Source organism: Salmonella sp. GDC200615 (assembly GCF_050574145.1).
GTDB lineage: Bacteria > Pseudomonadota > Gammaproteobacteria > Enterobacterales > Enterobacteriaceae > Salmonella > Salmonella enterica.
The window spans coordinates 3577314-3599917 of sequence record NZ_CP192247.1; the positions used below are offsets into that span (position 1 = coordinate 3577314).

Genomic DNA, 22604 nt, shown 5'->3' on the forward strand with positions numbered 1-22604 from the left:
GATGTCTCTGGCTGTGGTCGCAATTTTCCACAGGAGCTGAAATACTGTCCCCGTAAAAAAAACAAAACCAACCGCAGGGAGTGACAATGCACACTTTTGCCAGCCTGATGTACGATGTTTATCGGTCTTTTGGCTTATTCAGTAAAGGGAACAGGCGGGCTGCTATACGGGGGGCTGCGACCTTTTCCAGCCATCAGCGCTTTTTCGGTAATCGTGAGGATGAAAGACATCAGGAACAGAAACACTATGATGAAATCATCGGGGTTCTTGATGCAGAACAGGTGTTCAGCACAACTCAACGAAGGGAGATTTTTTACAAATACGAGCAACTTTATAATGCCCTGATGGCTCGCCCCGTCTTTACTGAACTGAGCCGGGAACAAATAAAAAAGCGATATGCTCTGCATATAATCCCCAGATTAATCGCACTTGACATATATAAAACGTACAAAGACGAAAACAAAAACTGTTTTTATCACCATATACACCAGTTCTTGCTGAAAGATTATTGCCCATGCTGGCAGGATAAAAAGAAAGGGGGTTTATCTGCTGTCCAGAAGTATCTGAAAAGTTTAGCAAGAAAACAAAAGTTCTCTCATACAGATTCAGAAAACCTGGCGCCTCTTTTCAAAGTAATTGAAAATATCCGCCCAGGTAATACACAGAAAAAAAGCACGCTGGAAGCATCAATTATAGACTGCATTAAGGCGTATTCTGGTATTGTTGACGATGATACGCTTAACAGCGTCAGAGTCAGTCTTGATAATATAAAAAAAGCCCATTACTCCCTGACCGTACTCCTTAATGTCGAACGAAAACTCCCTGTCATTAACATCATATCACGGTACTACAGAAACTATGTAGACAATGGAATAAAACCCGGGAATATATCAGCAATGTTATGCAGACTACTGTATGAGCCAGAACCCCATGATTTTATCCATCATGATACCATGATTAACTCAATTGCGGATTATTATCATGAGAGAGTAATAAAACCGTTCTCCCTGAATATAAACGAGGAATGTTTACAGAGTATCAGCGCATTAAAAAACATCATTTTCAACTTCAATGATAAAACCATTATCTCCGAAGCACAGTTAACTGACATCGCTGTAAAATTAAAAAAAGAACCCCATAAACAGTTTATTCAACCGTATATTGAACTCTGGAAGGTTATAGATTTAATCAGTAAAGGCGAAACAGAGGAAGCATTTGAGAAAGTCAAAACTATTTCTCTGGACGATTTACCTGCAGGATATCTGGCATCCGCTTTTTTAGTTATCCATATTGCATTACGTATAAAATTTGAGAGGAAAAACGTTAAAAATGGTGTTTTCTCATTATCTGTAACATCCATCCTGGAAAATCAGGGGATTTACACTGACTATATCCCCGTCAGTCAGACTTATACAGAAACCCACAGTGACGACTCTGTTATAAAAAGTACTCTCCTTTCTGAATCCATTTTATCAGATGCCAACAATCTGACCATCATCCGTTCGGTAAGGATGTATAATAACATGGTCAGGAGAATAAGTGACTGGAATGACCTTGAGCTGGAAGGCATTTATCCTGAGTCTGTTTACGGGCTTCTGGATAAAGTTGACACTATCCTGGGTAAGATACTCAACATTATCTTTTCTGAAAAAATTACTTCCAGTCAAGATTTATCCTGCATCCTGAAAAATAATAAAATTCTGACCCGAGGTGAACTGAATGATAGCCTTATAGGCATACTGGTTAACTGTCCTCTTTTGGCGTGCGTACGGGACATCGAGAGTCTGATAAAATATCTTCGCTGCCCTGGGGAGGAAATAAGGAATATGATTCTTTCAGTTGATAAAAAATTGTGGGATTTGATATATGGAGCCCTGACGATTCTGGAGGAAGAAAGAAAAATACAGACTGGGAAAACACAGGGGGGTGGAAAATAATTGCATATTTTTACATATCCCCCCGGCTACAGTGGCTACGTGTAGCCACTGTAGCCGGGGGCTTACATTGAAAGTAACATTTTACTGATCAGAAAAAGCAGGTGAATCAAGGCTTATGGGTGATCGAGGTGCTCAATAATCGCACTAACTGGTAATAGGTAACGTCTAGCAGAGACGATACTTGGCCTGGATGTATGTCTTTTTATTAAAAAGGGCTTATCCATTAAGAATAGGCCCTGTAAACTCAGACATCAATCTCTAATAAGAACCAAATATAACTAATATGAATCTAAATAATTGCTAACCCAATAATACAGTTATTCCGTAGATATTATGTCAAGCAAATTTTGTAATCCTTGATAGGCAACAGGAACGTTTTCACTATCATACATAGATGAAAATATTTGTTTTGATCTCGTTGATTCAGATATCAATGAACTTGCTATTTTCAAATGTTCCACCTCAGACGAGATAAACCCTATTGGGATGCTAACCGGCTGATGTTCCAAATGGAAATGAAAAAGAACACATACAATTAAACCAGGTATAAGTAACAACTCTAATTTCCCATCCATAAGACATATATCTAGATTAAATAAATATTGAAACTGATCTCTATATTTAAATGCACGATCTTTAGCTGCATTATTCCGACCAGAGATCATTACATAAGTACCAACAGGATTGCTCTTTTTTTTATTCCTAGAATCCAACAGACGGTCAATCTTCTGAACAAACTCTCTTGCCCCGCGAGTTCTAGCCCAAAGGGATAGTTGGGGGGCAAGCCACAACCCGCTTTGAACGATAGTTTTTTCTGAAACAGGGAGGGTATCTATTTTTTCACCATCCTCACCAGATTTTAAACTAACCTCCTTATTAACTAACATTTCCTCCTGTTTTAGTATCTCATCTCCAAGCCTAGTGATAATTAAATCGGCGTTATGTTGTAGATAAAATGCTCCAAATAATGGGGTGACACGTCTATTATCATAACAAACAATACGTGTTAAATGAACATCTTGAACATATCGACGCAAATCAAAAGCATCATTCGAAACATAACGTTCAAATAACGAATAATCAAAATAATGAATAAAATCCATAAAACTATTGTTTTGCGGACGTTCTTGTTTTGAAAGTGCATCAGTAATAGCCTCTGATATTTCAAGTCTATTATTAAAAGCTTCATTATCTATATCACGTCGAATATTAACTTGGCCATCAAAATCCAGATAAAACATACACGGCAGTGGAATGCTAAAATGCTCGCCAGCATCTACCGCACTAATCTTATAGATCTCTGCTTTATTCTTCTTACAAATACTATGAAAGTGCTCTTGAAAGGCTTGCTCTGCATATTGAATTGTTTTAGATTGCCTCTCAATATTTCGTGCTGCTAACTCCACTAATGAATTTACACGTTTCAATCTGTTGGGGCGTCCTGCTGGACTAAAACTTATTAGATCAAAAATAACTTCAGAACTCCATTCTTGGACTTTAAAGAACCGAGGTAGATGATCTGAGCTATCTTGAAAACGAGTTAATGCATAAGAAGTTAGCTCTAACAGCTCATCTTCATTCCATTTAATGAGGCGTTCGTTAAGTAATGTCTGAATTATTGCATCAGTTTCTTTTTTTGTGAATCCAAAAAAATCCTGAATTTGTACAGGACTCAATGTACCACAAACATAAGCGATGCGAAGCGCGAACTCAGTAACAACGGGCAATGCCTCCTCAGCACTTATTGAGCATTCGATAGCGAAACTTTGTGCAGGAATTGCAAAAGTAATTTCATCAACAGCTAATATTTCTCTTAGTTTTTTTCTTCCAATGTAATCATTTCTGTCCCTCCTCAATGGCTAATGCCTGAACCAAATTGAAGTTACTCCCATCACGATGTGTTTCAATGTGGTTTAATACACGGCCTAACGCTGAAGTTTGATGCCTCTCACGCCACATACGAGCAGCCCCAATGATTACTAATCTATCCATTGCACGCGAAATCGCCACATTTATTCGCTCCGAGCTGCTAAGGAACCCTTGAATACACTGATTATTATTGCGCGTCGTTGCAACGATAATGATCCGATTTTCCTTACCTTGATAACTATCAACTGTATCAATTTTAATAAGATGTCTATAACCAGTAGCCCAATCTTGTTCGCTAAGTAAACGTTGCAATAGGCGTTCTTGATTTGCATACATGCAAATTACACCAATTGGTTTTTCCTCATCTGAAGTTTCATCAATTAAATATTTGATGAATGATTCTGCTGTACATATTGAACGCAGCGTATCAATAATTTCTCTAGCTTCATAAGGATTGTCAAATCCAGGATGTTTTGCTCTTTCATAAGATTCTCCCCCAGCATCGGAAGTATCAACCCAAGTAATAATAGAACTTAATCTTTTAGGTAATTGATTAAACCAAGGTTCTGGATTTCCACGTCCAGGTTCTAACGGTTTGGGATAAAAACAAGCTGAAACCATTTCACCTATTGGTGGGGCCATTCTATATTGAGTACGTAATGTTGCTCCGACTTGTTTACCATAATCTGATTCGAAAGCACGTTCAAAATCACTACGTGTTAGTACCGCGCGATCAGAGTAATTTAGTTCTATCGATATTTTTCGCACCACTGGTTCAGGATACAAAGGTGGCAATTGACGATGATCGCCGACCAGTAACACCCTGCGACCCGACTGAATTGCTATAGCCAATTCGCCAGGTGTCGCACGAGCAGCTTCGTCGACTATCACCCAATCATAGCGATTTTTTGCTACACCAAATTGTGAGCGTCCTAGACCCACACAAGTCCCACATACAAGTGATCGGGTCTTCGCAAGAAATTCTTCAAAGTTACCTCTCAGAGTGCCTAAGCGATCTACCCACTCTTGAGACATTGCAATTACTTGCTCCAGTCTAGACACTGCATCTAAAGAAGTTACACCAAACTGATTCATTGTCTCACGGCTTAATTGATTAATCACTTCCTCTGGAGTTCCCTCCCCCGCATAACCAAACTTTTCAGATGCAATTTTTTTAAATCGTTCAAGTCGCTGATTTATTCGAGCTATCAGAGGATTATTATTAGCTTCTGATATTTCATTTTTATTTAGTTTTGTGGTTAATCTTTCTATTTCACGATTCAAACGCTTAAGTTGATATTCAATATCGAACCATCTTTCTACAAATTTGTTAGGGAGACCTAAATTTCGGTTCATTGCTGAAATTCTAACTCGCATTTCTGAGCGGAATAAGTCTCGATAATTTTGCAAAATGGAAGATGAATGATATGGATGAAGTTTTTCTGAGACCATTCCTTCTGCACCAAACCTAACAACATCTAGGGGCAGATTGCTGTGCTGACAAAGTTCAATTACTTTTTCTGCAGCATTATTAACTGCTTCATGTGACTGGCTTGCAAGAAGTATACTTTGGGCTCCTTGTGAGAGAGCATAATGGATAAATGAAGCAATGAATGAAGTTTTACCAGTGCCTGGAGGGCCTTGCAAAAGACTCAATGGGCCGTATGACCAAAGTTTAGAAAAGGCATCTCGTTGCTGTCGATTGAGTGAAAAAGATAGCTCTCCATCTTTATCATATCGATTATAAGCATCAAGATCAGAATCAGTTGGCTCTGGTTGTAGATATTGTGGATGAGGGCAAGTTAATGGTTCAAAGTAATTGATTAATGAGGGGATAGCCGATTCAGCATTTAAAATACGTGTAACTGCATGACGCCTACGAATAAAAGATGATAGATCTTGTTGACTTCGTAATTTCAAAGTGTCGCCAATATTAGTCTGAATGCGAATCTTTGGATTTTCAAGTACGAGAGTAGATTGGGTAGTCTCTCTTATATCAACATTCCCTACACGAATCAGTTCACCGTTTATTTCTTGTAATGCCTCAACTTTTGCATCTGATTCATAGTCTAAAGACTCTCCCTCTTTTCTGTAAGGTATTCGCAATTTCTCATGACGCTTATCCATATCCCTGACAACTGATGAGGTGATTTCAATTTCAGGTAAGGAATCTTCTTCTGCATCTAAAATTGCACGCCAAAGTGATGCTGTATGTGGTCTTGTTTGAGAAACAGTTAAAGTTTCTGAGTTCTCAATTTCTTCCTCATCAGAAGAAAAATCGCCACCGAGAATTCTATTCTGAATTCTCGATATTGCAGAGATAACCTCAGGTATTTTTTTACATGTTCTAATAACTTGCTAGGGTCATCCGCGGATGAGGGTTCGAATAGTATATTAGCTTCGAGTTGTGTAATGGCTTGTGATGCCATTCGTACAAATAAGCTATGGGCTATATCTTTAGTTCGTAAAAATGCAAAATCTAATTGGGTCGCTTTAAGATAGATTTGTAACTGTTTACGTACTCCGGCAAAAGCTACGATAATATGAGGCTGCTGCTTTGGCGAACGGACTCGTTCTTCACTAATACTGATATGGTATACACCATTGTCATTTATTAATTTCTGGCTGGAGGTCAGTTGCCTCATTAATACTGACAACCTCACTCCCTCATTTATTTGTGGAGGGTTGATTAACATCTCTATTTCATCATTTATTCGGTCAAGAGAATAAATTTTAAAATCCCGCCCCATACAACTTCTGATCTCATTAAGTAAAGCTGATGGATCAATCCCTTCCCAGTTAACGTCGTGTTCTAAAATCTCATTACACACTTTGGCCACAGCGTAGCAATCACGTTCCTCCATAGGCAAAGATTCGTAATCTGTAGGTACATATGCAGGAGTGAATATTATATTCACACCTGAACAAGGTATATCAAGTGCATCAATGAAGCGAACATCTCCCACTTCTATTAGAATATTGTTAGGGTGCAGATCCCCATGTTGTAATTGCATAGCATGTAAATGTAAGACTGCCCTAACTATTTTTTTGCATAGTAATATCAATTCACGACCAACATGACATGATTTGACAGCGTCATTTAGGAATTCCCCATTCAACCATTTTTGGACTAAATAGGTTCCTGCATCTGAAATACCAAAATCAATAACTTCAGCAAGAGAAGAACAGGGCTGGGATTTTATTAGGCGAGCTTTATCGAGAAAATTCTGAAGTTGTAAAGCCTCTTCCGGTCGCTTTATATCTGGTTTCCGCCCATACCATACTTTAACCGAAACACTCTCACCAGAAAAAGTCGATTTATATAAATGACTTATGCCCTGCTTTATATTTTCCTCAATAGGATAAATAACCATTGGAATCAACTCACTTCGATAAGGCTCGAATCTACGTAAGTCAATACCTGTTTTTTCCGGATATCCTAAAGATAAGGTATTAAACGAATTAAGCATCGTTCGCGCATCTGAAAATCGACCTGCGGGAATTAAATCCAAAGCAGTTTCAAACCAAGTGCTAAGTTGTGGATCAACTTCAAAATCAGTTGGACTATTCCAAACAAATAAAGAGTCTTCTTGCTTGGGGGCTTGTAAAAATAAAATATGATGTATAACTACAGCCAATAAATAAACATCTCTACGGAATGGATCGCTCGCTTCACCTTGTCCAATTTCGGAATCCTCAGGTAAAATAGTTTTGCTTGCACGAAGCTGATCACGAAGAGAACCAACTGTTCCTAATTCAGGAAAATATGCGGTCAGGAAACCTGATATAGATATTTTAGATGGCCGTTCTAACCAAATAGTATGATCGCTAATATCCCGATGAGCAACGCCCAAGTCATGTAAATCGGCTGCGTGGGATAAAAGTACCTTTACAAAGTTAACCCTTTCACAGAACTCTAGATCTTCACCAAAACGTTGAATGAATTCATTAAGTCTTAATTGTCTCGACGGTAGTCTATATAGTTCACAGAAGTCAGCATCTATATCATCTCGAGTTGGATGCGATAGAGGTTGCAAAACTACGCTATCAAGTTGTTCATTTTGCTCATGAATGAAACCTAGAACTTTATGCTCTCGCAATGCTATACGGGCTCGTTCATCAATAGTATCGGCTATGCCAGATAATGCTGAGAAATCCCATCGCCTTAATAATGCTTCATGTCGTTGGTCATCTTTTTTGACAGATTTGTATTCTTTGTACAATCCATCAGGATGAGGAAAAGTTGCTTCTCCAACAATTTGGAAATTATTGAATGAAAAACTTGAAGGCTTGAAATCCTTACCTCTAAAAAATGGTGTGAACACCTGCAAATATTCACAAGGCTTACGCGCTTTTTGTGGACCAAATTCGCCTTGGTACCCCCCAGATTTGGCAATTTTTAAAAACTGTTCAAGTGTACATACAAATGATTTTTCATCTTCTGGAATTTCAGAAAAGTCAGCACTCCCACACATGACAACTCTGTAATCAATGTATACTTCTGTTGCTGGCGCACTTAGACGAGTTTTAATCTTTGATGATAAAATTTTCCACTTATCGGCAAGGACTTTAACTGGTGAACGTCCCATGTCATCACCATCACGTAACCAATGATCATGCATTGGTTCAATTTTTCCGCGCCACTTTTTAAGCTCCACGATTAGGAGTCTATCATGCGTCAGAAGAACTAAATCAATCTCTCGATCTCTATAAGTTGTATCCATCATCATGAAACCAGCATAGCCATGCTATTTTTGGCTAAAACTAGATGCATTGAAAACTTCTACCATCCTCTTAATTGCTTCCTTTTCTGAGGCATGGATACCGTCACTACTTAGAATATCAATCTTCATTTTTATATTTTCATCAGGAGTTCCGTCATGTTAACGATTTGCAAGACTCTTAACGGAAACGCAAACAAAAAATGACAGATAACTCGTGAAATCAAGGACAAAATGCAGAACTAACTCAACAGGAGCAGTACTACATACCGCATTCAATTATTGATGAATTTTTCACCACACAACATGATGACATGTAACCTATTGATTTTAAAAATATTAATAGTTATAAACATATTCCTTGCCATTGTTTGATTTATCAAACTGTGCACATGATCTGTAAGTCGGCAATGGCCTTCTCACTGAGAAGGCCATATTTGTATTGCATCAACCAATTACTGAAATGCACAGTTTCGTTACGCAATTTTCTATAGATTACCGGTAGTCATCAGCAAGTCCGCTACTAAATAACGTTTCTGCATTTTCAGCGGTAGCAACAGCATCCTGCACATCCTGCCGTTTCAAATCTAACACTCGTAATTTACCCTTTACTTCGGCGACAGATTCGATTCGCCTGTAAGCATCAGAATGATGTTCGGCATATAGAGCAAGTCCTTTCAGTTTGGACAAAGCATCAGCTAGATGTAGGCCATGTGGATCTACCAGGTCCACAACTATTTTGCCATCCTGTTCGGCAAAGAACAGGAAATCGGGACGAACAATCTTGTACTGTTCAGCTTCAACATAAGCGATTCCCAGTGACGACTGCCCTGTGTACTGTGGATTACGACAAAGGGAAGACGTGACGACAGGATCTTGATTTCTCGATCAAGATCAGCGCCTAGTTGCGGGTCTTTGGCCTTTGCTTTAGCTATTAAATCAGTCAGCCTGGACATATATTCCTTATTCCTTATCAATTCTGAGCATTGCAGGTTCTGAACGTTTTTCTCTGAGGCGAGCTCAATGTATTGATTTTTTTGTCGGAATCAGAACGCTGAAAAATTGGCGGTAATATTAACACTAATCAACGACTTCAGCGATCCTAAAACAGGAAAGTACAGGTTATTACCAGCATGTTTGCAGCTCGACTCCCTCGATCAGTATCATCAGACAATCCCAAATAATTTCAGATAGATATCATCAAAGTGGATCCCCCGCCTCTTTAACCGGAGTGCGGGGATTTTTATTTTTTCACGCTGAGAACCCTGTATGACTAAACCTCACGGCCTTCAGGCCCTGGAACAACCGCTGTCGGCGCTTCCCGATACGCTTCGTCAGCTTATTCTTGAACGTATTCAGAACCTCACCCACTACGAGCCGGTGATTAGCATCATGGGCAAGAGCGGTGCGGGTAAGTCTTCGCTCTGTAATGAACTCTTCCGGGGTGAGGTCTCCCCCATCAGTGATGTGAACGCCTGTACCCGTGACGTGCTGCGCTTCCGGTTGCGCAGCGGTCGTCACAGTCTGATGATTGTTGATTTACCGGGTGTGGGAGAAAACGGGCTGCGGGACCAGGAATACCGTGCCCTGTACCGGCGTATGCTGCCGGAGCTGGACCTGGTGCTGTGGGTCATTAAAGCCGACGACCGGGCGCTGTCAGTAGACGAGCAGTTCTGGCATGGGGTGATGCAACCTTACCAGCAGCAGGTGCTGTTTGTGCTGAACCAGGCTGACAAAATCGAACCCTGCCACGAATGGGATATCCGCACCAGTACCCCCTCGCCACAGCAGCAGACTAACTTGAAGGCGAAACAGGCCGCCATTACCACGATATTCACTCCCCGTCATCCGGTCTGCATGGTGTCAGCGTTGACCGGTTGGGGCGTGGAAGCGATGGTGGCAACCATGATGCGCTGTCTGCCGGACCATGCCACCAGCCCGGTGGCGACACAACTGCACGGGAGGCTCTGCACCGGGCCGGTCAGGTCACAGGCCCGTGATAGCTTCGGTGAGTCCGTGGGGCGGGTGTTCGATACGGCAGAATCATCGTCGTTTCTGCCTGCGCCGCTGAAGACTGTGATACGTACCGTGCGTGATGCGGTGGTGTCCGTGGCCCGCGCGGTCTGGGACTGGATTTTCTTCTGAATGAGTAAAAGGTCATCAGGACTGTAGTGAATGACTCTGTTTATTCACCGCCTGGTAGATGATTATTTTCAGGCAGACATAACCTGTCCTGACCAGCAAAAGATACCACCAGTCGTAAGCGCGTCACCACTGCCGACGTTGCATCCACACAGTCTTCTTGCACCAGGCGTTTCGCTACGTATGACGGACACAACCCGTCAGTCCCATCCTTTACAGTAATACCATCTTAATTAACCAGTTATTAAACACGGAGATAATGCATGTCTCAGGCTGAGCGTCGTTATGACCGCTTGTCTGTCCGGCTATCGCTGATTATCAGCCGTCTGCTCGCGGGTGAAACGCTGAATATGCGCAAACTGGCCGCTGAGTTTGGCGTGTCGGTTCGCACCCTGCATCGTGATTTCCGCGAGCGTCTGATTTACCTCGACATCGAGTATCAGGATGGCTGCTGCCGTCTGCTGACCGGGGGCCGTCAGGAGATTCGGGAGGAGGCAGCAATGCAGTTCGCCCGTCAGTCAGGCACTGGCACATTGTTTCCTGATATGGACCACCATCTGGTCAGTTCGTTGCTGAGTAGCCAGGATTCCTCGCCATGCCTTATCTGGCATCAGGGGGCAACCATACCACTTTCCCGACCGGGCATCTTCACACGACTGGTCAGGGCGGTATCAGAACACCAGAAGGTAACCCTGCTTACTGACGGGAGTCGTTGTGACAGCCTTGCCCCATATCGGCTGATTTTCAGCACCGGTGAGTGTTTTCTGGCGGGAGAACATCTCGGCCGGATAACCGTTTTTGCGCTGCACACCGTTCACTCCGTGACGTTTCACCCGGAAACCTTCACACCAGACGGACATTTCACCCGCATTCTGTCCCGCCCGGACTTTTTACAGGCGTTACCTCATTTTCATATTTTACATTCACTGCTCGCTGACGACAGTTACGGGCAACTTACCCATAAGGAACAGGTATGAAATTATTCACCACGGCGGCGCTGGCCGCCAGCCTCTGCATTACCTCTGTGCCTCCGGTCCTCGCAGATGACATCATGGGCTCCGTCAGGTCCTGGCAGTACATGCAGGCCGACGGCTGGAAATCGGCCGACGGTACGGATAACAACACACTGCATAACGCCCTTTATCAGGCTGATGTAATAGGCAATTATCCCTGGACGAAACAGTTTCTGCTGCGTATTCGTGGCGGCGGTGCCTATTACCTTGCCGACAAGAAAACGCACACGGTACGCAGGCTAAATCTGAAACCGGCCAGCGGCTACACCTCTGACCTGACTTCGGTGTACCAGGGCGAAGACCAGGGGAAAGGCTGTTATTTCACCATTATCGATACGCAATATCAACTGGAGCTGGCCGAAGAACCTCACAGCAATCAGGTGCTGGCCGCCTTCCCGGAAAATTGCGTCAACAAAAAACAACAGGCGGCCCTGGCGGCCAGAAGCTCTGAAGCCGACAGGAAACTGCAGCAATGGGTGGCGCAGCAGAGCCTGGCAGAATTATGTCGTCGTACAGGCAACTGCTGAACCCGCTGAAAAACAACCATAACAGGGAGTTTTACCATGAATATATTCAATACGCGTCTGACGACCTTTCTGGTGGTTATCGGCACTCTGCTGGCATCCGGCTGCGACAGCAAGGAAGATGCTGGCGTGAAGGCGATTGCCCGGTTTAAGGACCTGACTCCGCCGCCGTTCAGCGACGTGGTGTCTCACAAATCCGATGTCGTGCAGGAATGGGTAAAAAAGGATGCCTTCGGCACACCGCTATACACGGTAATGAAAACCCGCCAGTCGCCGGAAGGCTGTGAGTCCGGTAATTATTACTACATTGCTGATATGCAGCAGAAAACGGTGCAGCCGCTGATAGCCGCCCTGTGTCTCGCGGGCAATATTACTCTGAGCTTCCGGATCGAGACTGACAGCTATATGGGTGAAAAATCGGTGGTGTATTCGCACGATGGCAAGGAAATGGGGAAACTCTATCTGCCGGATAACCAGGAGAACCATCCATGAAGAAGCTGAAAGGTGTTATCTCTGCTGCAGTCCTGAGTCTGTATTTGCTGACACCGGCCCATGCTGATGGCGGTTTTCAGGGTGCCATCAAAGGCGGCATTCCGGCCTACACCCGCGATATGCAGCATAACAAACCCTTCTGGTGTAACCAGTACAAACTGGAGAGAAAGATGTGTGAAGTGGTTTCGCAATCGGAAAACGGGCGCGTTGCCATTGTCAGAATGGTCCCCACCGACTGGAAATGCCCCAACGGTATCTGGGGTGTGGTTGACCGTTCTAATGGTGACGCCATGGAGTTGATTCCGACGGCGAAAATGTCCCTGGAGCAGTACTGCAGCAAGGCATTCAGTGCAGGTTTTGTCAAACCACAGAACAGGACATCACTGGCCGACGTCGTGATGTACTACAACGGCAAGCCAGTCGGTTCTTTCGAATACATTGAAGAGTGAACTCCCTGCCTCAGGGAGAAGCCTCCCATATTCATTTAACACATTAAAAATAAAGGAAAAGAATGAACTGGCATTATGAGAAAAATGGCGTGCGTCACGACAATGTGACCGAAGCCGACATAACCGAACGTATTCAGCGCGGGGAGCTGAATGCCTCAACGCTGGTATGGCAACAGGGCATGACGGAATGGCAGCCGCTGTCAGCCACGCCGCTGGCAGATGTCCTGAAACAATGTGCGGTTCCCCCCGCGCTGCCCGGCAATCGTATCCCCGGAGGCGTGGTCTGGACGCTGGCCTTTGCGCCCCTGATTGGGTATGCCCTAGAGATGTGGACGGCCGGGCTGAGCGGAATGGAATTTGAAGAGGCGTATGCCGCCGTGACGGAGGGGCAATACTGGTTTATCACACTGATACTGAATATTGCGCTGGGGTATCTGGATGAACGACGGCTCCGTAAATCCGGCGTTGATACCGCTGCCTTTGGCTGGCTGGCCTGGCTGGTTCCGTTTTATCTGTGGCGCAGGGCTAAAGCCCTCGGTCAGAAACCGGCTTATTTCTGGGTCTGGTTGGTTATGTTAATACTGGTGTTATTAACTGCCTGATATTCTTTATCACAGAGTTTACTAAATAATCAGGTCATTAGTGTAATTAACAAGTAAATGATGTAAATCGCCTTGGAGCAGCTGTGTCTTATTTGATTCAGAGGACAGTCAAAGTCACAATATAAAATATTCCCCCGTTGAAGTGCATACTTCGGGCATGTGTTTAATAAACAGGCCGGACTTTAATTTCGGCCTCTCGGGGGGAGTTATAAGTGTTGCGGAAACAGGGGGCTTATATTTTTATTTAACATCAGAAACACTGGAGTATTTATCATGAAAAATATTATCACCATTTTAATGGTTGCAGTTATCAGTTTCTTTACCGGTAATGTATCTGCAAACACGGTTGTACCTTTACCGCACAACCTTACTGACGTCACTGACGGTACGGAGTTCTGGTGTCAGGGGACCGATACCACTGATGGAAGATGTAAATACCTGGGTACATCCAAAGACATGCAATACGGTCTGGTACACGCTATGGGCGGTACGGCGTGTTGGGATGGTTTCTACGGCGTGATTAACTTTTACACCGGCAAAGCTCAGACCATCAAATACAACGACAATCAAAGTTGTGAAGGCGATATCAAAGCCAGTTTCGTTACGCTGAAAAACGGTAAACTGGGCGTTAAACTTTACGACAACCCAATTCACGAAGTTGTCGGACTTGACCAAATTAAAATCTAAGGAATAAATCATGCGCCTGATCTGTGTGTTATTAATTTATTAATATTAGTAATTAATACAGCGCCTGCCATGATGACAGGCGCTTTTTACTATAAAGTAACAGATATGCCAGACTGTACATCACTTTTATTGCCTGAAGGCGAAGGCCCTTTCTCACGCACGCAGGCGATTGCCGTCACAACAGCTTACCGCAATGTGTTTATTGAAGATGACCAGGGCACACATTTCCGGCTGGTCATACGCGACAGTTATAATCAGTTGCTCTGGTGGGCATGGAATTTTGAAGCCCGTGCCTGGTACTGGCTGAACCGCTATCTGCTCAGCCACGGAATACCCCGACACTGACTCACCGCTGCTCACCCCACCAGCAACCACGCCAACAGGCCATGTTCCCACAGGAGCATGGCTTTTTGTTTATGCAGTTAAATCAACCCACGAAGGAAATTAACAATGCGCTTAGCCAGCCGCTTTGGACGGATTAACCAGATACGCCGCGACCGTCCCTTAACCCGTGAAGAATTAATACAGGTGGTCCCCAGCGTTTTTGGTGAGGACAAACATGCGTCCCGCAGTGAACGCTACACCTGCATACCGACCATCACCATCCTGGAAAACCTTCAACGGGAAGGGTTCCAGCCGTTCTTCGCTTGTCAGTCACGGGTTCGTGACCCTGCTCGTCGGGAATATACGAAGCACATGCTCCGCCTGCGTCGCACCGGTCAGATACACGGTCAGCAGGTGCCGGAAATCATCATCCTGAATTCGCACAGTGGTGAGTCCAGTTTTCAGTTATTGCCGGGAATTTTCCGCAGCGTATGCACGAATTCGCTCGTCTGCGGGCAGTCCTTTGGCGAAATCAGAGTTCCGCACCGGGGCGATGTCGTTAACAAGGTCATTGAGGGAGCCTACGACGTACTCAGCGTCTTTGACCGGATGGAAGAGAAGCGCGACGCCATGCAGTCACTTTTATTACCGCCACTGGCACAGCATGCACTGGCGAATGCTGCCCTGACGTACCGTTTTGGTGAAGAGCATCAGCCGGTGACGGCAACGCAGATACTGACACCCCGACGTTATGAAGACCGCAGTGATGACCTGTGGACAACGTACCAGCGTATCCAGGAGAACTTGCTGAAAGGCGGGCTTCCGGGACGTACTGCGAAGGGCAAACGCAGCCATACCCGAGCCGTTAACGGCATTGACGGGGACATCAGGCTAAACCGTGCCCTGTGGGTGATGGCGGAACAGATGCAGCAGGCGCTGAGTTGATGCGCCATGTTCCTGCTGATGCCCGTCAGGCCAGAATATATCCGGTATCCCTGGCGAACCAGCCAGGCTGCCGTTCCATATCCGACGACGACCTCTGTGCCTGGTGTTCTCACCTCTGTTACCGGCCCGGTGAGCTCAGCCTGTGTCGGCTGTTCATTACTGATGGTACCTGGCCCGCACGGTCTGGCGCTGACGGCTATGCACAGTCCTGCCCGGCATTCCACCTGAACCAGAATACTCACCCCGGCAAATAAGACGAAAAGCTTGTTCTCCTGCCCCCCCGATATTGCCAGTAACAACATCCGAAAGTCACCCCACTCCGCTTATTCACCGACAGACACTCCGGGCCATGCTCTTCCCGTGCATGGCCTTTTCATTTATCTCAGCGTAATCAGGAGGTTCCCCATGGGACTCGATTTATATTTCATTAAACGTCCGGCCGAAACCACGGCAGACACCACCCGCCGGGAGCAGGACGAGGCCGTCGGGTATTACCGCAAGTTCAACGCTCTGCTCAACTGGATTGATGCCAACGCCGGGGAGGTGGAGAACTGTACTGATGTCCCCCTGACCCGCCAGGACCTGGAAAAACTCCGGGCCACTCTTGACCGCCTCACGCCGGAAAACTGCCACGACCTGTTCCCGACCACCGAAGGGTTCTTCTTCGGCTCGCAGGAGTACGACGACAGTTACTGGTCTGACGTGGAAAACCTGAAACAGTTTGTACAGCAACAGCTGGCGTCGTTTGATTTCAGCACCCACCGCCTGTGTTTCCACGCCTGGTGGTGACGTCCCCGTAGATCCCCTTCAGTTCAGCCGGTTCCGGATATCCCCGAACCGGTTATATTTCAGTCTGTTAAGGAAACCATAATGACCACAGCAATTAACCCTGAACTTATCCCTGCGCCTGATGAAACCCTCATCACCGCCACGCCCGTACCGGATGAGGACCGCCCTGACTTCTGGCCCCGCCACTTCCGGGGCGTTCCGCAGTGGATATTACTGGAGCCCCGTATCTTCGCCTGGACGGACCGCCTGTGCGCGGACTACAGCGGCGGTATCTGGCAGTTTTACACGCTGAGCAACGGTGGCGCATTTATGGCCCCGGAGGCGAATGACGGGGACGACACCTGGTCACTGTTCAACGCCATGAACGGCAACAGCGCGGACATGAGCCCTGAGGCGGTCGGGATCACCGCCTGCCTGCTGGAGTACAGCCACCATGCCTGCCGTACCGGCAGCGACCTGATGACCGCGCATTACCTCCACCTGCGGGATTATACCCTTAACCATCCTGAATGCAGCGCCATCATGCATATCACCGACTGAGGATACCGACATGAGACAACAGTTACCGCTGTTTGCCGCCACATTACCGGCATCCGCACAACAAATCATCCGGGAAGCCTTAACCCTGCTGGAGAACCAGTTACGCGAACCCGGGGCGGCATTTACCTCCAGCCATGCTGTCCGGGACTGGCTACGCCTGCAACTCTCCGCGCCAGAGCGGGAAGAATTTGTTGCGCTCTTCCTCGATAACCAGCATCGCCTTATTGCTCACGAAACGCTCTTCAGCGGCACTATCAACCATACTCAGGTCCATCCCCGCGAAGTGGTGAAATCCGGTCTGAAACATAACGCCGCCGCTGTCATTGTGGCGCATTGTCATCCGTCGGGGCTTGCCGATCCCAGCCTGGCGGACCGTCAGATAACAGAGCGGCTCAGACAGGCCCTGGACCTGGTGGATATCCGTCTGCTGGATCACCTGGTGGTTGGCGGCATGGAGATTGTCTCGTTCGCTGAACGCGGCTGGCTTTAAAAAGGTAATGACACCATGAGAAACGATGAAACGCAGGTTATACCCGCTGATATTTTCAGTAGCGTGACCGTTCTTCGTCTGGAGAACGGGGATGAAGCGGTTTATGTACACGGTCTCTTCCTGGAGTGTGCTGATATCGCGCAGGGCGACAAACCTCTCACGGATATTGCAGCACGCCTCGCCGGGCTCCTGAAGATACCGTTCAGACAGATAACGCTACCTGTCCCGGAGGATGAGGAGTGGTGCTGGAATGATATTGTTGATGCCCTGCTGAAAAACACCAGCTCAGGCGGGACTGCCGTATGAAAATTATCAGCAAACGCCGGGCAATGGCGATATACCGCCGGCACCCGCAGTCCCGTCTGTTTCGCTTCTGTACCGGGAAATATCCGTGGTCCGGCAGCGTCTGTCACTGGTACGACCGGGACGTACAGGATATCAGTGGCGTACTGGCCGTGTACGCTGAACGACGCCGGGACCGCCACGGCCCGTACACCCGCCTGATGTGCGTCACCCTGAATTAACCCACGGAGGAAAACCGATGTCAGATAACCCCGACCGCAAACAACCGGATAATCATTCAGTCCCCTGCATCCGGGGCCGTCTGCTGCAGGACGGCTGTCTGTTCCGTTTACAGACCAGCAGGGACGATATCAGGGCGGCATTCACGGAGGAGGAGGCCCGCTGGCTGGAGCAGGCCTTCCCGCTGATATTACAGCAGATGGTCACGATGGCGTCCCCCGGCTCACCGGAGGCACAGACGCCGCATGTCTTTCACCACAACGGGCTGACCTGTGAATCAGAACCCGGTCCACAGGGCGCTGTCAGCCTGATGATTTACCCGAAATCTGATGAATCCCCCTTGTCAGAGGAACCCTTAAATGAAGAAGACCACAACCACCGTACATGACCTCACGTCTCCCTGGTGGGGACTCCGCCGCAATGTGTCACCATGTTTTGGCGCACGGCTGGTTCAGGAGGGCAACCGCCTGCATTACCTGGCTGACCGCGCCGGCATTACCGGACAGTTCAGCGACGCGGATTTACGTCACCTGGACCAGGCCTTTCCGGTACTACTGAAACAACTGGAGCTGATGTTACTTTCCGGTGAGCTTAATCCCCGCCATCAGCACTGCGTCACCCTGTACGCAAAGGGACTGGTATGCGAGGCCGACTCACTCGGGTCGTGCGGCTACATTTATCTCGCCATTTACCCCGGAGAACCGCCTGAAACCGGAGGTATGGCACGATGAGCCGGGTCATTTCCACCACGGTGTATCTGTCTGATGAACTCTCAGAGTCAGCCCGCAAGAAGGCCCGCGCCTGGTACTGCGAAGGGGGGCTGGAGTATGAGTGGTACGACGCTGTTTATGAGGATTTCACCCTGATTTGCAACATCCTGGGCGTGAGACTCAAAACACGTATCTTCACCACCACCGGCGGCAGATCCTACGAAAAAGCCTGTATCTGGTTTTCCGGTTTCTGCTGTCAGGGGGACGGAGCCTGCTTTGAGGGGCTGTACCACTATCAACCCGGTGCCGCACAACACATCAGAAAGCATGCGCCTCAGGACGAAGCGCTTCACCGTATTGCTGATGAGCTGCAGGCAATCCAGCAGCGTAACCTCTGGCAGCTTCAGGCTGATATTCAGCATCAGGGGCGCTATTACCATGAATACAGTATGCACATTACTGTTGAGCGGGACTCCCCCACCGGTCAGGAAGCCACCGATGACGCAGACTGTGTCCTGGGTGACGCGTTACGCGATCTGGCCCGCTGGTTATATCAGCAACTTGAAACGCAATACGACTGGCTGACCTCACCGGAGGCCGTGGATGAGGCGCTTATCGCCGGCGGTTACACCTTCACCGAAACCGGCCAGCGCTTCGGTTAAACTTTTTCGTCACTCCCTTCCGGTTCATTTCTTACCTTCCACCAACAGAGAACACATTATGCAGATTTTACCCTCACTCCCGCCCGGGGCGACTTCGTCACACCCCACGCCTGTCGGCATCTGGCAGACCCTGCTGTCGCATCTGCTGCAACAACACTACGGTCTGATGCTGAACGACACCCCGTTTGCTAACGACGGCGTCATTGAGCAGCATATCAACGCCGGCATCTCCCTGTGCGATGCGCTGAACGGTATTGTTGAAAAATATGACCTGGTCCGGACCGACCGCCCGGGATTCAGTATTGCAGTGCAGTCTCCGTTCATTACCCGTATCGATATTCTCCGCGCCAGAAAAGCCTGTGGCCTGATGAAACGTCGTGGCTACCGGGCCGTTACCGACATCACCACCGGCAGATACAGCGGGGGGGCACGATGAAGCTGTCCATGACCGTGGAAGCCGATACAATCAACGTCCGGGCCCTTAATGGGGGCCGGATCGTCGTGGATATCGACGGTATTGAACTCGCCAGCCTGATCGATGTGGTCTGTGATAACGGATATTCACTTCGCGTTGCTGACGAGCCCGGAAAGCTGATTGTTGAAGATCCGCTTCCGCCCGTCGCCCGCGTTAACGGCATTCAGTGCAGCACCGCACATATCACGGAGAAAGACAATGCTCTGCTGTTTACCCTTTCACACCAGTATGAAGACTTTGGCGAGTCGGAGTGGATTTTGTATACCGGCTCCGGCTACTTACTCCACCTGGAGGCATGGTCATTTCCGGTTCTGCGGCTTAAACGGCTGGGGCTGTCGAAAGCCTGTCGACGGTTAGTGGTGACGCTGATACGCCGTTACGCCGCTGGTATTCTCCACCTGGATGCTTTCGGCGAACTCCTGCCAGGCTTTGCCACCTTCGACTGGTAACCCACTTCCCCACTGAGGTAAACACATGCCATTAACCACTGAAGAAGGGCTGCAGATCCTGATCTGCTGGCTGCAGGACAATATCGACTGTGGTACAGAGATCATCTTCGATAACGACGATACTCTCACCGGTTCAGCAGCACTCCTGCCCTCTGTTGAACAGGCCCTGAACGAGGTCCGGATGATACACTACCTCCGGCTTTTACTTTCTCCGCAGTAACACCACCTTACTGACACTCGCATAAGCGCCGGTCCTCACAGACCGGCGTTTTGTGCTTATATAAAGGAAAGAAAATAATGTCAGAACATACTAATGCCGACCCCGAAGTCTTAACTGACCATACCGATATGATTTGCTCCACCAGCATTGAACGTATCGTCACCGGACGCAACGCTGCACTTGAACAGATCAGAACCGTGACTGAGCGGATTGCAGAAATATCGGCGCTGACCAGAAGCATCGGCGGTAAAGCCGCCCTGGACTGGGGCATGAAGCAGGATTTTCGCTGCGGCTGCTGGCTGATGGAGAAACCAGAAGCGGCAATGAAAGCTATTACCCGTAATCTCGATCGCAGCATATGGCGGGACCTGATGAAGAAGTCCGGAATGCTGAGTCTGATGGACGCTCAGGCCCGTGACCAGTGGTACAGAAACCTTGAAGGTGATGATATTCCAGCCATCAGTGAAGCGAATATACTCAGTACCTTTGAGCAACTGCACCAGAGCAAAGACGAGGTGTTTGAACGCGGTGTGATTAATGTGTTCAAAAGCCTTAGCTGGGATTTTAAGTCAAATTCGCCGTGTAAATTCGGGAAAAAAATTATCGTGAACGGTCTGGTAAAATGCGACAGATGGGGATTTGGACTGGACTGGGGCTGGCAGCGTGATCGGCTCGCTGACCTGGAACGTATGCTTATGCTGCTGGATGGGAAACCCGCTCCTGATAACCGTGCTGATGTGACCCGACGCCTAGGCGATCACATTCACGATAACAGAGGGAGTAACAGTTACGAGGACGAGATGTTTAAAATCAAATATTTTCAGAAGGGAACTGCCCATATTACTTTCAAACGACCGGAACTGGTGGATAAACTGAACGACATCATCGCCAGACACTACCCGGGGAGAGTGGCGGCAGGATGAGGCTCAATCGACACGCTGATGTCCGGTACAGGCTGATTTACACCGATGCAAGCCGGACGCTGATGGCATACTGAATGGCACACCAGAAAAAACAGGAAAAGAAAAAGGCCATGCTAATCAATAGCATGGCCTCGAATAGTGGCGGAACGGACGGGACTCGAACCCGCGACCCCCTGCGTGACAGGCAGGTATTCTAACCAACTGAACTACCGCTCCGTGATGTTCCCGCTGGGAACGAGGCGAATATTACGGTTTGCGGTGTCGCCCGTCAACGCTTTTTCTCACCTTTTGAATCAGTTGCTGCAAAAATCGCCCGAAGGATGATTTTTATAGCCTAAAAAGGAATAAATTACGCCCGCCAAAGGCAACTTCCGCCCTTTTTCTGCACCAGATCAAGCCGCGATTCATGCGCAGCCAGCTCTTCCTCAGAGGCAAAAACGACCCGTAACCGGCTGGCCTGGCGAACGATTCGCTGAATGGTCGCTTCACCTTGCTGCCGTTGCGTCTCTCCTTCCATCGCAAACGTCATGGACGTTTGTCCGCCCGTCATCGCCAGATACACTTCGGCAAGGATCTGGGCATCGAGCAATGCGCCGTGCAAAGTACGTTTGCTATTATCTATCTCATAACGCGAACACAGCGCATCAAGGCTGTTACGCTTGCCGGGGAACATTTTCCGCGCCAACGCCAGGCTATCGGTAACTTTGCAGAAAGTATTGGTTTTAGGAATATCGCGTTTAAGCAGACCAAACTCATAATCCATAAAGCCGATATCGAACGATGCGTTATGGATGACCAGCTCCGCGCCGCGGATATAATCAAGAAACTCATCGACCACATCAGCAAAAACCGGCTTATCCAGCAGAAACTCATCGGCAATACCGTGTACGCCAAACGCCTCCGGATCCACCAGCCGATCCGGCTTCAGGTAAACATGAAAATTGTTGCCGGTCAGACGACGGTTTATCACCTCAACCGCACCGATCTCAATAATCTTGTGACCTTCATAGTGCGCGCCTATCTGGTTCATACCGGTGGTTTCGGTATCGAGGACAATCTGTCGTGTAATTGCAGTGCTCATATCGGTCATTTATGTCAGACTTGCGTTTTGTTATCGAT

26 protein-coding genes, 1 tRNA gene and 1 pseudogene are annotated in these 22604 nt (G+C 47.3%); 22 read left to right on the top strand and 6 right to left on the bottom strand.

Going from position 1 to position 22604, the window contains the following annotated elements; all coding sequences use genetic code 11:
• Positions 1–86 precede the first annotated feature (86 nt).
• Positions 87–1937 (top strand): hypothetical protein, encoded by a 1851-nt coding sequence (locus ACQ29O_RS17320; protein WP_000556730.1) that lies wholly within the window; start codon positions 87–89, stop codon positions 1935–1937.
• Between the two features lie 317 nt (positions 1938–2254).
• On the opposite strand, the gene ACQ29O_RS17325 is transcribed toward ACQ29O_RS17320, so the two are convergent.
• The 4 genes from ACQ29O_RS17325 to ACQ29O_RS17340 all read right to left on the bottom strand — a co-directional run bounded on the left by ACQ29O_RS17325 (position 2255) and on the right by ACQ29O_RS17340 (position 9259).
• A complete protein-coding gene (locus ACQ29O_RS17325; RefSeq protein ID WP_020937125.1) occupies positions 2255–3793 on the bottom strand; it encodes a hypothetical protein in 1539 nt (512 codons plus the stop codon).
• Positions 3774–5933 (bottom strand): DEAD/DEAH box helicase, encoded by a 2160-nt coding sequence (locus tag ACQ29O_RS17330; RefSeq protein ID WP_014341163.1) that lies wholly within the window; start codon positions 5931–5933, stop codon positions 3774–3776. Before ACQ29O_RS17330 ends, ACQ29O_RS17325 begins: the two co-directional genes overlap by 20 nt.
• A 107-nt stretch (positions 5934–6040) precedes the next feature.
• Positions 6041–8536 (bottom strand): protein kinase domain-containing protein, encoded by a 2496-nt coding sequence (locus tag ACQ29O_RS17335; RefSeq protein ID WP_223557427.1) that lies wholly within the window; start codon positions 8534–8536, stop codon positions 6041–6043.
• A gap of 486 nt (positions 8537–9022) precedes the next feature.
• A complete protein-coding gene (locus tag ACQ29O_RS17340; RefSeq protein ID WP_000366610.1) occupies positions 9023–9259 on the bottom strand; it encodes a hypothetical protein in 237 nt (78 codons plus the stop codon).
• Between the two features lie 537 nt (positions 9260–9796).
• On the opposite strand from ACQ29O_RS17340, the gene ACQ29O_RS17345 reads away from it, so the two are divergent.
• From ACQ29O_RS17345 to ACQ29O_RS17445, 21 genes and pseudogenes are all read left to right on the top strand, one after another.
• Positions 9797–10672 carry a GTPase family protein gene (locus tag ACQ29O_RS17345; protein ID WP_000165431.1) on the top strand — a complete coding sequence of 292 codons (876 nt, stop codon included), beginning with the start codon at positions 9797–9799 and terminating at the stop codon, positions 10670–10672.
• 260 nt (positions 10673–10932) lie between these two features.
• Positions 10933–11646: a sporulation transcriptional regulator SpoIIID gene (locus ACQ29O_RS17350; protein WP_000075761.1), complete on the top strand. Its 714-nt coding sequence runs from the start codon at positions 10933–10935 to the stop codon at positions 11644–11646.
• The gene (locus ACQ29O_RS17355; RefSeq protein WP_000765650.1) at positions 11643–12209 is read left to right on the top strand and encodes a hypothetical protein; all 567 of its coding nucleotides are present in this window, start codon (positions 11643–11645) and stop codon (positions 12207–12209) included. The genes ACQ29O_RS17350 and ACQ29O_RS17355 overlap by 4 nt, the downstream gene beginning before the upstream one ends.
• Positions 12210–12245: 36 nt before the next feature.
• The gene (locus ACQ29O_RS17360) at positions 12246–12698 is read left to right on the top strand and encodes a YfjS/YafY family lipoprotein (protein WP_001020193.1); all 453 of its coding nucleotides are present in this window, start codon (positions 12246–12248) and stop codon (positions 12696–12698) included.
• The gene (locus ACQ29O_RS17365; RefSeq protein WP_000734136.1) at positions 12695–13147 is read left to right on the top strand and encodes a hypothetical protein; all 453 of its coding nucleotides are present in this window, start codon (positions 12695–12697) and stop codon (positions 13145–13147) included. Before ACQ29O_RS17360 ends, ACQ29O_RS17365 begins: the two co-directional genes overlap by 4 nt.
• Positions 13148–13209: 62 nt before the next feature.
• Positions 13210–13749, top strand: coding sequence for a DUF4339 domain-containing protein (locus tag ACQ29O_RS17370; protein ID WP_001104017.1), 540 nt, complete (start codon positions 13210–13212; stop codon positions 13747–13749).
• Between the two features lie 273 nt (positions 13750–14022).
• Positions 14023–14436: a hypothetical protein gene (locus tag ACQ29O_RS17375; RefSeq protein WP_253336143.1), complete on the top strand. Its 414-nt coding sequence runs from the start codon at positions 14023–14025 to the stop codon at positions 14434–14436.
• 105 nt (positions 14437–14541) lie between these two features.
• Positions 14542–14781, top strand: coding sequence for a DUF905 family protein (locus ACQ29O_RS17380; protein WP_001112363.1), 240 nt, complete (start codon positions 14542–14544; stop codon positions 14779–14781).
• Between the two features lie 105 nt (positions 14782–14886).
• Complete coding sequence (locus ACQ29O_RS17385) at positions 14887–15705, top strand: DUF932 domain-containing protein (RefSeq protein ID WP_001234415.1); 819 nt, start codon at positions 14887–14889, stop codon at positions 15703–15705.
• Positions 15706–16110: 405 nt separating this feature from the next.
• Positions 16111–16494, top strand: coding sequence for a hypothetical protein (locus tag ACQ29O_RS17390; protein WP_000522007.1), 384 nt, complete (start codon positions 16111–16113; stop codon positions 16492–16494).
• 138 nt (positions 16495–16632) lie between these two features.
• A pseudogene (locus tag ACQ29O_RS17395) lies at positions 16633–17034 on the top strand (antirestriction protein); the annotation flags it as partial.
• A 10-nt stretch (positions 17035–17044) separates the two neighbouring features.
• On the top strand, positions 17045–17524 hold the full coding sequence (radC, locus tag ACQ29O_RS17400; protein ID WP_001249723.1) for a RadC family protein: 480 nt from the start codon (positions 17045–17047) through the stop codon (positions 17522–17524).
• 15 nt (positions 17525–17539) lie between these two features.
• Positions 17540–17830 (top strand): hypothetical protein, encoded by a 291-nt coding sequence (locus ACQ29O_RS17405; RefSeq protein WP_020937131.1) that lies wholly within the window; start codon positions 17540–17542, stop codon positions 17828–17830.
• Positions 17827–18048 carry a DUF987 family protein gene (locus tag ACQ29O_RS17410; RefSeq protein WP_000691989.1) on the top strand — a complete coding sequence of 74 codons (222 nt, stop codon included), beginning with the start codon at positions 17827–17829 and terminating at the stop codon, positions 18046–18048. The genes ACQ29O_RS17405 and ACQ29O_RS17410 overlap by 4 nt, the downstream gene beginning before the upstream one ends.
• A gap of 17 nt (positions 18049–18065) precedes the next feature.
• Positions 18066–18434, top strand: a complete 369-nt coding sequence (locus tag ACQ29O_RS17415) for a type IV toxin-antitoxin system YeeU family antitoxin (RefSeq protein ID WP_001282843.1) — start codon at positions 18066–18068, stop codon at positions 18432–18434.
• On the top strand, positions 18406–18777 hold the full coding sequence (locus ACQ29O_RS17420) for a type IV toxin-antitoxin system YeeU family antitoxin (RefSeq protein WP_001746453.1): 372 nt from the start codon (positions 18406–18408) through the stop codon (positions 18775–18777). The genes ACQ29O_RS17415 and ACQ29O_RS17420 overlap by 29 nt, the downstream gene beginning before the upstream one ends.
• On the top strand, positions 18774–19418 hold the full coding sequence (locus tag ACQ29O_RS17425; RefSeq protein WP_000091991.1) for a hypothetical protein: 645 nt from the start codon (positions 18774–18776) through the stop codon (positions 19416–19418). The genes ACQ29O_RS17420 and ACQ29O_RS17425 overlap by 4 nt, the downstream gene beginning before the upstream one ends.
• Before the next feature lie 58 nt (positions 19419–19476).
• Positions 19477–19854 carry a TA system toxin CbtA family protein gene (locus ACQ29O_RS17430; protein WP_001746454.1) on the top strand — a complete coding sequence of 126 codons (378 nt, stop codon included), beginning with the start codon at positions 19477–19479 and terminating at the stop codon, positions 19852–19854.
• Complete coding sequence (locus tag ACQ29O_RS17435; RefSeq protein WP_000777708.1) at positions 19851–20342, top strand: DUF5983 family protein; 492 nt, start codon at positions 19851–19853, stop codon at positions 20340–20342. The genes ACQ29O_RS17430 and ACQ29O_RS17435 overlap by 4 nt, the downstream gene beginning before the upstream one ends.
• A gap of 25 nt (positions 20343–20367) precedes the next feature.
• A complete protein-coding gene (locus tag ACQ29O_RS17440; protein ID WP_001537473.1) occupies positions 20368–20562 on the top strand; it encodes a DUF957 domain-containing protein in 195 nt (64 codons plus the stop codon).
• A 77-nt stretch (positions 20563–20639) separates the two neighbouring features.
• Positions 20640–21485, top strand: coding sequence for a DUF4942 domain-containing protein (locus ACQ29O_RS17445; RefSeq protein WP_001289296.1), 846 nt, complete (start codon positions 20640–20642; stop codon positions 21483–21485).
• 139 nt (positions 21486–21624) lie between these two features.
• On the opposite strand, the gene ACQ29O_RS17450 is transcribed toward ACQ29O_RS17445, so the two are convergent.
• Both ACQ29O_RS17450 and dnaQ read right to left on the bottom strand, forming a co-directional pair.
• A tRNA-Asp gene (locus tag ACQ29O_RS17450) sits at positions 21625–21701 on the bottom strand.
• A 133-nt stretch (positions 21702–21834) separates the two neighbouring features.
• On the bottom strand, positions 21835–22566 hold the full coding sequence (gene dnaQ / locus ACQ29O_RS17455; RefSeq protein WP_001670675.1) for a DNA polymerase III subunit epsilon: 732 nt from the start codon (positions 22564–22566) through the stop codon (positions 21835–21837).
• Between the last annotated feature and the right edge of the window lie 38 nt (positions 22567–22604).

What these genes read in the sequence shown, in the direction of transcription:
- ACQ29O_RS17445 (WP_001289296.1), top strand. Translation starts at nt 20,640, where the DNA reads ATGTCAGAACATACTAATGCCGACCCCGAAGTCTTAACTGACCATACC.
- ACQ29O_RS17320 (WP_000556730.1), top strand. Translation starts at nt 87, where the DNA reads ATGCACACTTTTGCCAGCCTGATGTACGATGTTTATCGGTCTTTTGGC.
- ACQ29O_RS17425 (WP_000091991.1), top strand. Translation starts at nt 18,774, where the DNA reads ATGAGCCGGGTCATTTCCACCACGGTGTATCTGTCTGATGAACTCTCA.
- ACQ29O_RS17360 (WP_001020193.1), top strand. Translation starts at nt 12,246, where the DNA reads ATGAATATATTCAATACGCGTCTGACGACCTTTCTGGTGGTTATCGGC.
- ACQ29O_RS17435 (WP_000777708.1), top strand. Translation starts at nt 19,851, where the DNA reads ATGAAGCTGTCCATGACCGTGGAAGCCGATACAATCAACGTCCGGGCC.
- ACQ29O_RS17385 (WP_001234415.1), top strand. Translation starts at nt 14,887, where the DNA reads ATGCGCTTAGCCAGCCGCTTTGGACGGATTAACCAGATACGCCGCGAC.
- ACQ29O_RS17375 (WP_253336143.1), top strand. Translation starts at nt 14,023, where the DNA reads ATGAAAAATATTATCACCATTTTAATGGTTGCAGTTATCAGTTTCTTT.
- ACQ29O_RS17405 (WP_020937131.1), top strand. Translation starts at nt 17,540, where the DNA reads ATGAGAAACGATGAAACGCAGGTTATACCCGCTGATATTTTCAGTAGC.
- ACQ29O_RS17350 (WP_000075761.1), top strand. Translation starts at nt 10,933, where the DNA reads ATGTCTCAGGCTGAGCGTCGTTATGACCGCTTGTCTGTCCGGCTATCG.
- ACQ29O_RS17415 (WP_001282843.1), top strand. Translation starts at nt 18,066, where the DNA reads ATGTCAGATAACCCCGACCGCAAACAACCGGATAATCATTCAGTCCCC.
- ACQ29O_RS17365 (WP_000734136.1), top strand. Translation starts at nt 12,695, where the DNA reads ATGAAGAAGCTGAAAGGTGTTATCTCTGCTGCAGTCCTGAGTCTGTAT.
- ACQ29O_RS17410 (WP_000691989.1), top strand. Translation starts at nt 17,827, where the DNA reads ATGAAAATTATCAGCAAACGCCGGGCAATGGCGATATACCGCCGGCAC.
- ACQ29O_RS17345 (WP_000165431.1), top strand. Translation starts at nt 9,797, where the DNA reads ATGACTAAACCTCACGGCCTTCAGGCCCTGGAACAACCGCTGTCGGCG.
- dnaQ (WP_001670675.1), bottom strand. Translation starts at nt 22,566, where the DNA reads ATGAGCACTGCAATTACACGACAGATTGTCCTCGATACCGAAACCACC.
- radC (WP_001249723.1), top strand. Translation starts at nt 17,045, where the DNA reads ATGAGACAACAGTTACCGCTGTTTGCCGCCACATTACCGGCATCCGCA.
- ACQ29O_RS17355 (WP_000765650.1), top strand. Translation starts at nt 11,643, where the DNA reads ATGAAATTATTCACCACGGCGGCGCTGGCCGCCAGCCTCTGCATTACC.
- ACQ29O_RS17420 (WP_001746453.1), top strand. Translation starts at nt 18,406, where the DNA reads ATGAAGAAGACCACAACCACCGTACATGACCTCACGTCTCCCTGGTGG.
- ACQ29O_RS17335 (WP_223557427.1), bottom strand. Translation starts at nt 8,536, where the DNA reads ATGATGATGGATACAACTTATAGAGATCGAGAGATTGATTTAGTTCTT.
- ACQ29O_RS17390 (WP_000522007.1), top strand. Translation starts at nt 16,111, where the DNA reads ATGGGACTCGATTTATATTTCATTAAACGTCCGGCCGAAACCACGGCA.
- ACQ29O_RS17380 (WP_001112363.1), top strand. Translation starts at nt 14,542, where the DNA reads ATGCCAGACTGTACATCACTTTTATTGCCTGAAGGCGAAGGCCCTTTC.
- ACQ29O_RS17430 (WP_001746454.1), top strand. Translation starts at nt 19,477, where the DNA reads ATGCAGATTTTACCCTCACTCCCGCCCGGGGCGACTTCGTCACACCCC.
- ACQ29O_RS17370 (WP_001104017.1), top strand. Translation starts at nt 13,210, where the DNA reads ATGAACTGGCATTATGAGAAAAATGGCGTGCGTCACGACAATGTGACC.
- ACQ29O_RS17330 (WP_014341163.1), bottom strand. Translation starts at nt 5,933, where the DNA reads ATGGATAAGCGTCATGAGAAATTGCGAATACCTTACAGAAAAGAGGGA.
- ACQ29O_RS17440 (WP_001537473.1), top strand. Translation starts at nt 20,368, where the DNA reads ATGCCATTAACCACTGAAGAAGGGCTGCAGATCCTGATCTGCTGGCTG.